The organism is Streptomyces sp. NPDC053427 (assembly GCF_044544985.1).
In the GTDB taxonomy this organism is placed as follows: Bacteria; Actinomycetota; Actinomycetes; order Streptomycetales; family Streptomycetaceae; genus Streptomyces.
Genome location: NZ_JBITYA010000007.1, coordinates 132,337 through 145,089, shown reverse-complemented (window position 1 = coordinate 145,089; position 12,753 = coordinate 132,337). Strand labels below are relative to the sequence as shown.

Sequence of the window (12,753 nt, the reverse complement as noted above, 5' to 3'; positions counted from 1 at the left end):
GAGGGATTCTCTGGGACGGGGCGGCGGGCCGTCGGCCGGTGGAGCCGGTGGGGAGTGGCCGGGACTATCGCGGCGCGCGGACCGTTTGCTTCGGTGCCGGGGTGCGCGGTGCGCTGTTCCGCGGGTGCTGCGGGTTGAGGAACCACTTGCGGGCGGAGACGAGCCACCAGGTGCCGGCGAAGAGCAGCACCACGCCCACGGTGATGGGGGCGTAGTTGAACGTCTCGATGGTCACCGGGCTGGCCTGGGGCAGCATGAACAGGACGGTGATGATCGCGACCCAGGCCACCGCGAGGACGCCGACGGGCGTGGACCAGCGCCCCAGGTGCCAGGGGCCGCGCCGGAAGTTCTCACCCTGCCGCAGGCGCAGGAGGGTGGGGACGACGTACGCGATGTAGAGGCCGATCGTCGCGATGGAGGTGACGGCGGCGTACGCGGTCGTGTTGAACAGGTAGGGCAGGCCGAGGACGAACGCGCCTCCGGCGGCGAGCCACACGGCGTTGGTCGGCGTACGGGTCCCCGGGTGCAGCTTGTGCCACACGGTGGAGAAGGGGAGCGCGCCGTCGCGGGAGAAGGCGTAGATCATGCGGGAGTTCGCGGTCACGGAGGCCATGCCGCAGAACAGCTGGGCGCCGATGATGACGAGCAGCATCAGCTTGCCGGTGCTCTCACCGAGCGCGTCCATGAAGATCTGCGCCGGCGGCACGCCGGTTCCGGACTCCAGGGCCCCGGTGTAGGACTGGATGGCGAAGGTCAGGCCGAAGAGCAGCACGAACCCGGCCGCCCAGGACACGAGGATCGACCGGACGATTCCCTTCGGGCCTTCGACGGACGCGTTCTTCGTCTCCTCGGTCATGTGGGCGGACGCGTCGTAGCCGGTGAAGGTGTACTGCGCCATCAGGAGACCGATGAGGGCAACGTAGACGGCCGAGCCCCAGCCGGTGTTGTTGACGAACTCGGTGAAGACGTATCCGGGCGACTGGTGCTTGTCGGGGATGATGAGCAGCGCGCCGACGATCACCACGACGCCGATCAGGTGCCACCACACCGAGATGGTGTTGAAGAAGCCGACGACGCGTACGCGGAAGGTGTTCACCACGGCGTGCAGCAGGAGGATCAGGCCGAAGAGCGTGATCGTGTGGCCGGGCGTGGCGGCGTAGCCGAACTGGAGCTTCAGATAGGCGTTGAGGAACGACGCGGCACCGAAGTCGATGCCGGCGGTCACGGCTACCTGGCCGAGGGTGTTGAACCAGCCGGTGAACCAGGCCCAGGCCGCGGCGGACTTCTTGGGGGCGAGCTTGTGCGCCCAGAAGTAGAGGCCGGCGGAGGTCGGGTAGGAGGAGCAGACCTCGGCCATGGCCAGGCCGACGAACAGGGTCATCAGGCCCACGAGGACCCAGCCCCACATGATCAGGGCGGGCCCGCCCGTGTTCATGCCGAACCCGTACATGGTCAGGCAGCCGGACAGGATGCTGATGATGGTGAAGGAGACGGCGAAGTTCTGCCGCCCGGACATGGAGCGGTCCAACGTCTGGGTGATGCCGAGTTCGGCGAGGCGTTCCTCTTCCGACTGCGTGACGCTTGGTATGTCCAACGGCATAACGAGAGCCTCTTCTGTTGGTGGCAGGGTCAATTGCGGAACAACATCGCTCTGATCGGTCTCGAAGCGGCGTCAGGGTGCGGACGCTTTGACCGCCCAGGTTCGATGCCGGGTGAACAACTGTTGGGCGTCTCCGCAGTAGCTCCACGGCACGTCCGTGGCGTACGGGCCGATGGCGTCGAACACCTCGGCCGCGGCTCTGTGTTGGTTCGCGAAGGACATCGCGTGCGCGAGGTAGTTGGCGTCCTCGTGGAAGGAGGCATGGGGGTTGGCGGGGGCTCGGTAGGTCCACCAGTTGTCCCAGGCCTGCCGGGTCGACGGGTTGTCCGTCCACGGATGGACCGTCAGCCCGTACCGGTGCCCTTCCTTCTTCATCCGCTGGCGGTGCGACTCGGCGAGCGCGACGAGGGGGAGGGTGTGCAGCGGCATCCCGCGCGGGACATGGGCGCATCGCTCCTGCGCCCAGTGGAACATCTCGCCCGCGACGCCGTGCCAGTCGGGGAACATGTAGGTGAGGATCTCGTGGTGCGCCTCCCTGTTCCAGGGATCGCGCTCCTCCACCTCCTGCCACACCTTCTGCACCGTCTCCCGCCACTGCCGGTCGCGGTCCGGCGAGTGGTAGCGGAGAAGGGCGAGCATGACGACGTACGGCGTCGGATCGGCCGGCAGGGCGTCGCCCGCGGCGTGGCACAGGTCCCAGGCCTGCTCCATCTCCGCGCCGCTGCCCTGCCCCCGGGGGCCCGCCATCGACCGCAGGGCCTGGACCGTGGCGAGGAGCGCCAGGGCATGGGGGGAACGGGGTTCGGCCTGCGCCCAGGTGTCGGCGAAGGTGAGCCGTGCGCCGGCGCGGGCGAGCGCCTGGAGGCGGAAGATACGGCGGTCCCAGTCGGCGCCGGTCGCGGCCAGCAGCTCGCGGGCGCCTTCCCACCTGCCCATCGCGGCGTCCTCCAGCACCGCCCGCAGCGGGGTGTCATCGCGTGCCGGATGCCGGTCGAATGCCGGTTGGCGTCTCACGGCTATCCCGTCACGGTCGACGTGGACGGGCGGAGCAGTGCCGCGCCGTGCGCGCGTGGTGCGCGTCGAGCGGGGCGTTCGACGGGGCCGCAGGGCAGGCGGTGCGAGGGGGCGCGCAGCGGGGGTCTGGGCGCGGCGCCCGTGAGTCCGGACGCTGTACCACGCCGCTGCGGTGCCTCTTGCGGAGGCGAGAGCCCGACTCGACCTGGAAGGGCAATCACCGGAATCTCCTGTACGTCTGGACGCACGCTCTGTGCGACGCGACCTGTCAACTTCCTGCAGCAAGTGGCGACTTGCGAAAGCAGACTATTCACAGATGCGCGGTTACGCACATTCCTTTGGTGATAAAGCTCTCATGAATCGGTTTCGCGGAAGGGAGGCCGAGGTTACGGGCGCTCTCCCCGTGCGTGGCCGGGACCCGATCTTCGAGGGGTCCCGGCGGTCGGCCGTCAGCCTCCGATGTGCCAGCTGACCGTGCCGTCGGTGGTGACGAGGACGGCGAGGAGGATCAGGTCGGCGGCGCCGAGGAGGAGGCCGAGGAGGGCGCGGCCGCGGCGGTCGGTGCCGCGGGCGAGGGCCAGTCCGCCGAGGATCAGGGCGCAGGGGCCGAGCACCAGGTTCAGGACCAGGGTGCCGAGCAGGCCGAGGACGAAGGAGGCCACGGCCATGCCGTCGGCGTGCGGGCGCGGCCGCCGGGCGGCCGCGGGGGCCTTGGCGGAGCGGGTGCTGCCAGGCGTGGTTCCGGTGAGCGTGGTCATCGGGCGGTCCCCTCGTGGTGGCGGCGTTCGCGGAGCGTGAAGACGAGCAGCCAGCCGGCGATCACGGCGGCCGCGACGAGGGTGACGGGGAGGGGGAGGTGTGCCGCGGTGCCCAGCATGATCCCCAACAGGAGAAGGGCTGCGACGAGGAAGAGCATGATCCTGCCTTTCCGGCTCGGTCGTCGGATGCGCTCGGACGCGTATCCGACATGGAAGGACAAACTCAGAGGACAGTTGTTCACTGAGTTCCTTCAGTCTAGGGTCACCTCCGGGTGGAGGAGTTCGGAGAACGGTTGTTTACTGGATGACATGAGTCACACCGTTGGAGTCCGGCAGGTCCAGAAGCAGAAGACCCGGCAGGCGCTGCTCGACGCGGCGCTGGGTCTGCTGGCCGAGCAGAGTCTGAGCAGCCTGGGGTTGCGGGAGGTCACGCGGGTGGTGGGGATCGCCCCGACCGCGTTCTACCGGCACTTCAAGGACCTGGGGGAGCTGGGCGTCGCCCTGGTGGAGGAGGCGCTGGGGAGCCTGCATGCGATGGTGCGGGCGATCCTCGTCGAGCAGGCGGCGGCCGAGGAGCGGATCGACCGGACGATCGCGGTCGTCGAGCGGCATGTGCGCGAACACCCCGCGCACGTACGGTTCGTGGCGCGCGAGCGGCACGGCGGCGTCCGGGCCGTACGGCAGGCCATCGCGGGCGAGCTGGACCGGTTCGCCGAGGAGGTCGCGGAGGCGCTCGGGTCCCAGCCGGTGTCCGAGGGGTGGCGTGCCGAGGACGTGCGGATGCTGGCGGAGCTGTACGTGGACCGGCTGGTGACGACGGCCGCGGAGCTGATCGACGCCGAGGACGGCGGGGCGGACGAGGCCGCGCGGGTGGTGCGTACCGCACGGCGCCAGCTGCGGCTCATCGCCATCGCGCGGCGGCACTGGGTGGCCGAGGGCGGCATGGGGTAGGCGGGCGCGTCGGCGGGGCCGGCCGCCCGCGCCGCGGTCATCCCCAACGGGCCGGTACGGCGCGGATCCGGTACGTACCGTCCGGGTTCTCGCCGAGGACGGTGACCGCGGCGCCGCTCCGGCGGTCGGCGTAGGTGGCGCCGGGGCGGAAGGCGGCGTCGGTCAATTCCGGTTCGACGTGCCTGTCGGTGGTGAAGCAGCCGCCGCTGCGGGGGGTGGCGTCCACGACCCGCAGCGGGCCGCGGCCCGAGGTGACGTTCGTGGTGACGCGGTAGATCAGGATGCCCGGGCGGCAGACCGTCGGGTCGAGCGGGCCGCGGGTGCGGGCCTCGGCCACGAGGGCGGTGCGGGGGGAGGTGGGGATGACGACGATCTTGGTGCCGCCGGGGGCGGGAACCGGGGTGAGGGTGTGCTCGGCGGGCGTCCCGCGGCGCGGCGCGCAGTGCACCTGGTCGGCGGCCAGCCAGCCGAGCTTCCATTTGTGCCAGCCGAGGAAATCGCTGCTCGGCCCCCAGTCCTCGTCCATCGGATCCCAGTGGCCGACCGGGGTTGCGACGCGGCGGCCGTCGGTGCGGTAGAGGTCCGGGAGGCCGAAGTCATGGCCGTTCTCGTGATTGAGGATGCGGTAGGCGCTGTCTCCGGACTGCCGGCTCCAGATGAACGAAGCATTCCGGAACGGCACCCGGTCGCCCGTCCGCAGCCCCATGTCACCGCCGCTGAAGGTGACCGACAGGACCTTACGGGCCGCGGGCGGGCCCGCATTGGGGGCGGCCAGGACGTTGATGACGTCGTACGCGCGGAAGTCGACCGAGTCGTCGACGGCGCGGACGATCTCCCGGGAGAGGGCGTGATAGCCGGTGTGCGAGTGCGGGTCGAAGGTGGCGGCGCGCTGGATGCGGTACGCCGCCAGCGGCCGCGACATGCGGAGCCACTTCAGCAGCGGGACCGGACGGTAGTCGAGCCGGCCGTACGAGCTGGCGCGGAAGAACCGCGTGACGGCCGGGAAGAACTCGGCGTACCGGGCCTGCGGGGTGATCGTGGCGCGGGCGTCGGGGAAGTCGATGAAGAGGGTGAGCGCCCGGACCGTGCCGTGCGAGCGGGCGAATCCGGCGGGGGTGGCCGCGGATTCCGCGACATCGTGCGTGATGCCGCGCAGCGCACACGGGCCGCTCGGTGGTGCGCCGGGCGGCGTGGCGAGGGCCGCGGCGGTGGGCGAGGCGTCCATGGCCACGGCGGCCGCGGTGACCGCGCCCGCGACCAGGACCGCGGATATTTTCTGCCTCATGGAGATCACCCTGAGTGGCGAGACGGTGACCCGCGCGCGGAATTACGTCATCCGGAGGGCGGGCGGCGGTAACAGGTGCCTGTGATTCAGCTCACGACCGCGCGTGAAATATCCGGGGAGGCGATCCCCGTTTAGTCAGGCGTACGGATGAAACGGGGAGGCCTTCCCCGGTTCGTCGCTCCGGCAGCCGGAGCGGCTCGTTCCATGACGTGAAAGAAGGGAGTGCGCCGCCGTGACCACCACGGATTCCGCCGCCGGTGCCGTCGATACCACCACGGCCACCGCCACCGTCGGCCACGCGCAGCCGGCTCACCCGCGCCTGCGGGCCGATGCGCTGCGCAACCGGGAACGGATCATCGCGGCCGCCCGCGAAACCCTGGTCGAGTTCGGGGCCGAGGCCCCGCTCGATGAAATCGCTCGACGTGCGGGCGTGGGCAATGCGACGCTTTATCGTCACTTTGCGGATCGACGGGAGTTGATCCACCACGTCACGCTCTCCGTCATGGCCCGTACCGCGGACCGCGCCGAGAGCGCCCTTGCCGAGGAGTCCGATGCTTTCCAGGCGCTGCGGCGCTTTGTCCACGCCGCGGTGGAAGAGCGGATCGGGGCGCTGTGCCCGCTGCTCTCGGACAGCATCGACCTGAGCCACCCCGACCTGCTCGCCGCGAGCGAACGCCTGGAGGTGGCCATCGAGGCCGTCATGCGTGCCGCGCGCGACAGCGGCCAGCTGCGTACCGACATCGCCGTCGGTGACCTGATGGTCGCGCTCACTCAGCTCACCCGCCCGCTGCCGGGCAGTGGCTGTACCGACTTCGACAAGTTCGTGCACCGGCATCTGCAGCTGTTCCTGGACGGTCTGATGACGCCCGCACGGTCCGAACTCCCCGGCTCCGCCGCCACGCTGGAGGACCTGAGGCATCACGCCTGAGCGTCGCTCCGCCGTCCGTACCCACACGCTTACGCCCGCTGTCCGCTGCTCCATTCGTCCCGCTATCCGCTCACCGCACCACTAGGTGGACCTCCTCATGCCTGAAACCGCCCCTTCCGTCGACCCCCGGCGCTGGAAAGCGCTGATATTCATCGCCCTCGCCCAGCTGATGGTCGTCCTCGACGCGACCATCGTGAACATCGCGCTGCCCTCCGCCCAGGCGGACCTCGGCATCACCGACGCCAACCGTCAGTGGGTCATCACCGCCTACGCCCTGGCCTTCGGCGGGCTGCTGCTCTTCGGCGGACGGGTCGCCGACCTGTGGGGCCGCAGACGGACCTTCGTCATCGGCCTCATCGGCTTCGCGCTCGCCTCGGCGCTCGGCGGGGCCGCGGTCAACCAGGGGATGCTGCTGGGCGCGCGGGCGCTGCAGGGCCTCTTCGGCGCGCTGCTGGCGCCGGCCGCGCTGTCGCTGCTGGCGGTGACGTTCACCGAGGCCAGGGAGCGCGCCAAGGCCTTCGGCATCTTCGGTGCGATCGCCGGTGGCGGCGGCGCCGTGGGCCTGATCCTCGGCGGCGTGCTGACCGAGTACATGAACTGGCGCTGGACCTTCTTCGTCAATATCCCGTTCGCCGTGGTCGCCGCGACCGGCGCCATCCTGGTCATCCGTGAGCCCGCGGAGGGCCGTAACCCCTCCCGGCTGGACATCCCCGGCGTCATCCTGGCCACGCTCGGCCTGGTCTCGCTGGTGTACGGGTTCACCCGCGCCGAGTCGGACGGCTGGGTGGCCGGGCCGACGCTGGGCCTGTTCGCCGCGGCCGCCGTGCTGCTGCTGGCGTTCGTGCTGGTCGAGTCCAAGGTGAAGGCGCCGCTGCTGCCGCTGCGAGTGATCGCCGAGCGGAACCGCGGCGGGGTCTACGCCTCGCTCGGTCTGGCCGTCATCGGCATGTTCGGTCTCTTCCTCTTCCTGACCTACTACCTGCAGATCGTCAAGGGATACAGCCCGGTCACGACCGGCCTGGCCTTCCTCCCGATGATCGTCGGCATGATCACCGGATCGACGCAGATCGGCGCCCGGCTGATGACCCGCGTCCGGCCCCGCCTCCTGATGGCGCCCGGATTCACCCTCGCCGCGGTCGGCATGCTGGTGCTGACCCGGATCGACCTCGACACGTCCTACCCGACGCTGATCCTGCCCGCGTTCCTGCTGCTGGGGCTCGGGATGGGTACGGCGTTCATGCCGGCCATGTCGCTGGCCACGCACGGCGTCCAGCCGCGCGACGCCGGTGTCGCCTCCGCGATGGTCAACACCTCGCAGCAGGTGGGCGGCGCGATCGGTACGGCGCTGCTGAACACCATCGCGGCCAGCGCCACCACCGCCTACGCCACCTCGCACGCGGCCGGTGCGGCCTCGCCGAAGCTGCTCAAGCTGGAGTCGATGGTGCACGGCTACACCGCCGCCATCTGGTGGGCGGTCGGCATCCTGGTGCTGGCGGCCGCGATCGCCTTCGTCTTCGTCAACACCGGCCATCAGGGCGGCGGTTCGCCGGCGGCCTCCTCCGGTGACGGCGCCGCCGCGGGCGAGGGCGCGGACGCGGAGGTCCAGGTGCCGGTGATGGTGCACTGAGCAACGCGGGAGACACGAGGGAGCGGCGCGGCGGCCGTGTGCCGCCGCCCCTCCCGCACCGTCCCGTACGGCATACGAAGGCGTCGACCTCCCCCGCCCGTCAGCGGAGCCAGGGGAGGTCGGCGCCTTCCGGCTGAAGCCCGTCGGCCATCACCCGGCAGATGTCGGCCAGTTGGGCGATCTGCTCGGGGGAGAGCCGGTCGAAGATCGCCGCGCGCACGGCGGCGACGTGCCCGGGCGCGGCCTTCTCCAGAACCCGCATGCCTTCGTCCGTGAGGTGGGCGTTCTGGCCCCGCTTGTCCGACGCGCATTCCTCGCGGTGCACCCAGCCGTACTTCTCCAGGCGGGCGATGGCGTGCGAGAGGCGGGAGCGGGTGATCTTGGCGTTCTGGGCCAGCTCGGTCATCCGCAGCCGGCGCCGCGGCGCCCGGGAGAGCTGGACGAGCAGGCCGTAATAGACGTGCGGCATCCCGGCGTCACGCTGCAGCTGGCGGTCCAGGTGATCCTCCAGAAGCGTGGTGGCATGGAGGTAGCACTGCCAGGCGTATTGCTCCTCGTCACTGAGCCAGCGTGGCTCGCCTGCGGATTCGATGCTCATACCATCCACTGTCTCACCGCCGGGCATGTTCTTGAAGGTTTAACAATGCGGAGTTAGGCTGGAACCTGAGGGGTGTCGATTCCCGATTCGCCCGAAAGGTCACCCGAGAGCGTCGGGGCGGGGCCCCGGATTCACGGCCCGGCCCGTGCCGCTCGGGCCCGATGGCGCGGACCGGCGCGGAGGGCGGGCCCCCGATACGGCGGCCCGGAGCGCCCGTTCCCTCTCCCTTCGGAAGGACCCGTACGGTGCGGCCGCCGCCGATCACCGGGGAGCCGCGGCGTGGAATGCCCCGCGCCTGCCGCCGGTCGGTGTCGCCGAGGAGAGCCGATCGCGAGGAGTCCGCGATGTCACTGTCTGTGGAAGAGCGTGAGCAGTTTCTCGCCGAGCCGCTGGTCGCCGTGCTGTCCGTCGCGGCGGGAAGCGAGCGCGGACCGGTGACGGCGCCGGTCTGGTACGCGTACCGCCCGGGGGGCGATGTCCTCCTCTTCACGGGCCGTACGTCGCGAAAGGCCCGCCTGATCGAGGAGACCGGCCGGTTCACCCTGACGGTGCAGGCGACGACGCCGACCTACCGCTACGCCGCCGTCGAGGGCCGGGCCGCGTTCGTCGAGGTGACGCCGGAGCTGGTCAACGAGGTCGCGGGCCGCTATCTGCCGGCGGAGAAGGTGTCGGAGTACGCGGCGGGGGTGCTGGAGCACGGCGGGGAGCTGATCGGCGTACGGCTGCGGCCGGAGCGGTGGAACGCGGCGGACCTGGGTCCGTCGGCATGACGGCGGAAGCCGGCCGGTAAACCGGACGGAAGGTGTCGGGTTTCGGGGGGAGGGTCATGCCATGACGCATACGGATACGGGAGCGCGGACAACTGCGGCGACGAGCGCGCCGACGACCATGGCATCGGCATCGGCATCGGGCGACGGCGTCGGCCACGGCTCGCCCTCGGTCCCGGCAGGTGCCGTCGGCTGGTCGGCGGTCGAGGAGGCCGTGCCGGAGTTCGCCGGGTGGGTGCGGGAGCGCTTCGGGGCGTTCCGGCACCACGTCCTGGCCACGCTCCGCAAGGACGGGGCGCCACGGCTGACCGGCCTGGAGGCCGATTTCCGCTACGGCGAGCTGTGGCTGGGCATGCTGCCGAACTCGCGCAAGGCCCTCGACCTGCGGCGCGACCCCCGCTTCTCGCTGCACGCCAATCCGGGTGCGGGCACCGACCTGGCCGACGGCGATGTGCGGGTGTCGGGGTACGCGATCGAGGTCACCGACCCCCGAGTGGTCGCGCGGTACGCGGCGGCGGTGCGGCCGCCGGAGTCGTTTCATCTGTTCCGGGCCGCGCTGACGGAGGTGGTGCGGACGTCCGTCGAGGACGCGTCGACGGTGGTGCAGATCTGGCGGCCGGACCGCCCGCTGCGCACGGTCCGGCGGACCGGCGACGGCTCGCCGCCGCCGGTGGACTGAAGGCCGGGGCTCAGCCGACGTCGCGGGCCCCAGCCGGCCCGCGGGGCCGGCGAGGGCGCGGGCGGCGGGTCAGTGTGCCGCGTGGGTACGGTGCGGCATGGGGTGAGCGGTGTGGGGCCGGTGCAGGCCGTGCGGCTCGCGGACGCGGTGGCCTCGGAAGATGTACAGCGAGACGACGAACATCACGGCGCCCAGGCCCAGCCCGAAGCCGGTCGACTTGAGGATCGACTCCCCGCCGAGGCTGTAGACCCAGCCCATCGAGACCCCGAAGAGCGCGCCGTAGCCGATCGCCCGGGTTTCGGTGATCATGGTCCGCTGGAAGTGCACCAGATACAGCCCCAGCGCCCCGCTGACCACGGCCGCGCACAGCCCGTACAGGATCGCCTGGCCGCCCTTGGTGCCGTCGGTGTGCGTGCGGAAGATCGTGAAGCAGCCGAAGGCGAGCGCCACGATGAGGGGCATGGCCACGGTCGCCGGTACCCGGCGCGTGGTGCCCGGGATCCGGAAGCCCGTCTCCGGGGCGGCGGTGCTCGCGCCGTGCTCCGGCTCGACGGAGCCGTGCGAGCGGGCCGTCCTCGCGTCGGGTGCCTCGCGCCGCTGGGGATGCGTTTCCATGACGGGCTCCTCTCGCTTGCCCCGCCTTCCGGGAGGCAGTCGACATCGCTCTCCGTCCAGGCGACACCCACGTGGGGCATGCGTCAACCGGAGCGGCAGGCAGTCGGCCGTGGATGCCGGGGCGGGACCGCTCAGCCCAGGTCCTTCTGGTACCAGGCGACGTCCCAGTAGCGGCCGAACTTGCGGCCCACCTCGGTGTACGTACCGATGGGCCGGAAGCCGAAGCGGGTGTGCAGCCGGTGCGAAGCCTCGTTCGGCTGGGTGATGCCCGCGTAGGCGCGGTGCACGTCCTCGGTGGACAGCGCCTCGAACAGGGCCCGGTAGAGCAGCGTGCCGATGCCGCGGCCGGCGGCGTGCGGGGCGCAGTAGGCGGTGACCTCGACGGACGGGGCGTAGGCGGCCTTCGGCCGGAAGGCGCTGCTGGTCGCGTAACCGAGCAGCGGACCGGCCTCGTCACCGGACGCGCCCGCCGACCGCGCAACCAGAAGCCGGTGCGGGCCGTCTTTGGGGTGGGAGAGCAACCACGGGCGACGCTGTTCGGGGGTGAAGGGCTCCATGTCGAACGTGATGGACGTCTCGCGAATGTAGTGGTTGTAGAGCTCCGTGAGGGCTTCGAGGTCGTCCTCGTCGCCCGCTCTGACCTGCACGTCCCTGTTCTCCGGCGGCATCCGTCCCCCTCGTGGGCAGGCAGGGTACTGCATGATCACAAAAATAGGGTCGCGGCTTGGGAATTCTGTCCGGATTCCAGCCGTTGTTTCCTTCGGACGGGTCGCTCGGTGAACCATCGAGTTTCCCGCCCTACCGTCCCGCGACCTTCCCCGAGCTCTCGGCTTCGCTCGAGCAGGGGAGACCCCAACATCGCAAAGGGAGCACACGCATGGCAACCCGTGCCGTCGCCCGTCGTCAGGAAAGCAGCAGCGGTTCTGACGGGGCCCACAGTGTTCGCGCCGTAGGCGGGGAGATCGCCGACCGCGACCTGGTCGGCATGTACCTCGACGAGATCGCGCGCACGCCTCTGCTCGACGCCGCCAAGGAGGTCGAGCTGTCCCAGACCATCGAGGCGGGCGTCTACGCCCAGCAGATCCTGGACGGCACGGTCACCGACGGCAATGCCGCAGGTGCCGACCGTGCGGAGCTCGAGGCGCTGGCCGTCGAGAGTGCCAAGGCCAAAGACATCTTCATCCGTTCCAACCTGCGGCTGGTCGTCGCCGTGGCGCGCCGTTACCCTCGCGCCGGTCTGCCCCTGCTGGACCTGATCCAGGAGGGCAACGCCGGCCTGGTGCGTGCCGTGGAGAAGTTCGACTACGCCAAGGGCTTCAAGTTTTCCACCTACGCGACGTGGTGGATCCGTCAGGCCATCACCCGCTCCATAGCCGACCAGTCGCGCACGATCCGGCTGCCCGTCCACCTCGTCGAGGAGCTCGGCCGCATCCGCCGGGTACAGCGCGAGTTCAACCGCGAGAACGGCCGCGACCCGGAGCCCGAGGAGGTCGCCGGCGAGCTGGGCTCCACGCCCGCCCGGGTCACCGACGTACTGGACTGGGCGCGCGACCCGGTCAGCCTCAACATGTCGGTGGACGACGACGGCGACACCCAGTTCGGTGATCTGCTGGAGGACACCTCTGCGGCCTCGCCCGAGCAGTCCGTGCTCACGCTGCTGCGCAGCGAGGAGCTGGAGGATCTGATCGACCGCCTCGACCAGCGCACGGCCTCCATCATCAAGGCGCGCTACGGCATCGAGGACGGCCGCGAGCGCACGCTGACCGAGGTCGGCAAGCAGCACGGCCTGACCCGCGAGCGGATCCGCCAGATCGAGAAGCATGCGCTGCTGGAGCTGAAGCGGATGGCCCGGGACACGGGCTTCGACGCGGCGGCATAGGCCGCGGCGGCGGGGGGCGGTCCGGCGGTCGGTGCCCCCTGCAATCCCGGTA

The 12,753-nt window shown here is 70.8% G+C and carries 14 protein-coding genes; 6 read left to right on the top strand and 8 right to left on the bottom strand.

Annotated elements, in window-relative coordinates; translation table 11 throughout:
* Nucleotides 1–64 precede the first annotated feature (64 nt).
* The 4 genes from ACIGWZ_RS20860 to ACIGWZ_RS20845 form a co-directional block, all read right to left on the bottom strand.
* Nucleotides 65–1,600, bottom strand: coding sequence for an amino acid permease (locus tag ACIGWZ_RS20860; RefSeq protein WP_400066711.1), 1,536 nt, complete (start codon nucleotides 1,598–1,600; stop codon nucleotides 65–67).
* Nucleotides 1,601–1,672: 72 nt separating this feature from the next.
* Complete coding sequence (locus ACIGWZ_RS20855) at nucleotides 1,673–2,614, bottom strand: hypothetical protein (RefSeq protein WP_400066709.1); 942 nt, start codon at nucleotides 2,612–2,614, stop codon at nucleotides 1,673–1,675.
* Nucleotides 2,615–3,063: 449 nt separating this feature from the next.
* A complete protein-coding gene (locus ACIGWZ_RS20850; RefSeq protein WP_400066707.1) occupies nucleotides 3,064–3,372 on the bottom strand; it encodes a hypothetical protein in 309 nt (102 codons plus the stop codon).
* Nucleotides 3,369–3,530, bottom strand: a complete 162-nt coding sequence (locus ACIGWZ_RS20845) for a hypothetical protein (protein WP_400066706.1) — start codon at nucleotides 3,528–3,530, stop codon at nucleotides 3,369–3,371. Before ACIGWZ_RS20845 ends, ACIGWZ_RS20850 begins: the two co-directional genes overlap by 4 nt.
* Before the next feature lie 151 nt (nucleotides 3,531–3,681).
* Here ACIGWZ_RS20845 and ACIGWZ_RS20840 point away from each other — a divergent pair, with 151 nt between their 5' ends.
* Entirely contained in the window at nucleotides 3,682–4,323 is a 642-nt protein-coding gene (locus tag ACIGWZ_RS20840; RefSeq protein WP_400066704.1) for a TetR family transcriptional regulator, read from the top strand.
* A gap of 37 nt (nucleotides 4,324–4,360) precedes the next feature.
* On the opposite strand, the gene ACIGWZ_RS20835 is transcribed toward ACIGWZ_RS20840, so the two are convergent.
* Nucleotides 4,361–5,608: a M6 family metalloprotease domain-containing protein gene (locus tag ACIGWZ_RS20835; protein ID WP_400066702.1), complete on the bottom strand. Its 1,248-nt coding sequence runs from the start codon at nucleotides 5,606–5,608 to the stop codon at nucleotides 4,361–4,363.
* A gap of 232 nt (nucleotides 5,609–5,840) precedes the next feature.
* Between ACIGWZ_RS20835 and ACIGWZ_RS20830 the strand changes: the two genes are divergently transcribed.
* Nucleotides 5,841–6,536 (top strand): TetR/AcrR family transcriptional regulator, encoded by a 696-nt coding sequence (locus ACIGWZ_RS20830; protein ID WP_400066700.1) that lies wholly within the window; start codon nucleotides 5,841–5,843, stop codon nucleotides 6,534–6,536.
* A 97-nt stretch (nucleotides 6,537–6,633) separates the two neighbouring features.
* Nucleotides 6,634–8,163 (top strand): MFS transporter, encoded by a 1,530-nt coding sequence (locus ACIGWZ_RS20825; RefSeq protein ID WP_400066698.1) that lies wholly within the window; start codon nucleotides 6,634–6,636, stop codon nucleotides 8,161–8,163.
* A 100-nt stretch (nucleotides 8,164–8,263) separates the two neighbouring features.
* On the opposite strand, the gene ACIGWZ_RS20820 is transcribed toward ACIGWZ_RS20825, so the two are convergent.
* On the bottom strand, nucleotides 8,264–8,761 hold the full coding sequence (locus tag ACIGWZ_RS20820) for a MarR family winged helix-turn-helix transcriptional regulator (RefSeq protein WP_400066696.1): 498 nt from the start codon (nucleotides 8,759–8,761) through the stop codon (nucleotides 8,264–8,266).
* Between the two features lie 344 nt (nucleotides 8,762–9,105).
* Here ACIGWZ_RS20820 and ACIGWZ_RS20815 point away from each other — a divergent pair, with 344 nt between their 5' ends.
* Together ACIGWZ_RS20815 and ACIGWZ_RS20810 are read left to right on the top strand one after the other, a co-directional pair.
* Nucleotides 9,106–9,531 (top strand): pyridoxamine 5'-phosphate oxidase family protein, encoded by a 426-nt coding sequence (locus ACIGWZ_RS20815; RefSeq protein ID WP_400066694.1) that lies wholly within the window; start codon nucleotides 9,106–9,108, stop codon nucleotides 9,529–9,531.
* 118 nt (nucleotides 9,532–9,649) lie between these two features.
* Complete coding sequence (locus tag ACIGWZ_RS20810) at nucleotides 9,650–10,207, top strand: pyridoxamine 5'-phosphate oxidase family protein (RefSeq protein WP_400067254.1); 558 nt, start codon at nucleotides 9,650–9,652, stop codon at nucleotides 10,205–10,207.
* Nucleotides 10,208–10,276: 69 nt separating this feature from the next.
* Here the strand turns inward: ACIGWZ_RS20810 and ACIGWZ_RS20805 are convergent, their stop codons facing one another.
* Nucleotides 10,277–10,822, bottom strand: coding sequence for a hypothetical protein (locus tag ACIGWZ_RS20805; protein ID WP_400066692.1), 546 nt, complete (start codon nucleotides 10,820–10,822; stop codon nucleotides 10,277–10,279).
* Between the two features lie 131 nt (nucleotides 10,823–10,953).
* A complete protein-coding gene (locus ACIGWZ_RS20800) occupies nucleotides 10,954–11,490 on the bottom strand; it encodes a GNAT family N-acetyltransferase (protein ID WP_400066690.1) in 537 nt (178 codons plus the stop codon).
* A gap of 209 nt (nucleotides 11,491–11,699) precedes the next feature.
* Between ACIGWZ_RS20800 and ACIGWZ_RS20795 the strand changes: the two genes are divergently transcribed.
* Complete coding sequence (locus ACIGWZ_RS20795) at nucleotides 11,700–12,701, top strand: RNA polymerase sigma factor RpoD/SigA (RefSeq protein ID WP_400066688.1); 1,002 nt, start codon at nucleotides 11,700–11,702, stop codon at nucleotides 12,699–12,701.
* The last annotated feature ends 52 nt before the right edge of the window (nucleotides 12,702–12,753 follow it).

Excerpts from the sequence above, each read along its gene's own strand:
- ACIGWZ_RS20845 (WP_400066706.1), bottom strand. The coding sequence starts at position 3,530 with ATGCTCTTCCTCGTCGCAGCCCTTCTCCTGTTGGGGATCATGCTGGGC.
- ACIGWZ_RS20850 (WP_400066707.1), bottom strand. The coding sequence starts at position 3,372 with ATGACCACGCTCACCGGAACCACGCCTGGCAGCACCCGCTCCGCCAAG.
- ACIGWZ_RS20825 (WP_400066698.1), top strand. The coding sequence starts at position 6,634 with ATGCCTGAAACCGCCCCTTCCGTCGACCCCCGGCGCTGGAAAGCGCTG.
- ACIGWZ_RS20800 (WP_400066690.1), bottom strand. The coding sequence starts at position 11,490 with ATGCCGCCGGAGAACAGGGACGTGCAGGTCAGAGCGGGCGACGAGGAC.
- ACIGWZ_RS20805 (WP_400066692.1), bottom strand. The coding sequence starts at position 10,822 with ATGGAAACGCATCCCCAGCGGCGCGAGGCACCCGACGCGAGGACGGCC.
- ACIGWZ_RS20810 (WP_400067254.1), top strand. The coding sequence starts at position 9,650 with ATGGCATCGGCATCGGCATCGGGCGACGGCGTCGGCCACGGCTCGCCC.
- ACIGWZ_RS20835 (WP_400066702.1), bottom strand. The coding sequence starts at position 5,608 with ATGAGGCAGAAAATATCCGCGGTCCTGGTCGCGGGCGCGGTCACCGCG.
- ACIGWZ_RS20840 (WP_400066704.1), top strand. The coding sequence starts at position 3,682 with ATGAGTCACACCGTTGGAGTCCGGCAGGTCCAGAAGCAGAAGACCCGG.
- ACIGWZ_RS20860 (WP_400066711.1), bottom strand. The coding sequence starts at position 1,600 with ATGCCGTTGGACATACCAAGCGTCACGCAGTCGGAAGAGGAACGCCTC.
- ACIGWZ_RS20795 (WP_400066688.1), top strand. The coding sequence starts at position 11,700 with ATGGCAACCCGTGCCGTCGCCCGTCGTCAGGAAAGCAGCAGCGGTTCT.
- ACIGWZ_RS20815 (WP_400066694.1), top strand. The coding sequence starts at position 9,106 with ATGTCACTGTCTGTGGAAGAGCGTGAGCAGTTTCTCGCCGAGCCGCTG.
- ACIGWZ_RS20820 (WP_400066696.1), bottom strand. The coding sequence starts at position 8,761 with ATGAGCATCGAATCCGCAGGCGAGCCACGCTGGCTCAGTGACGAGGAG.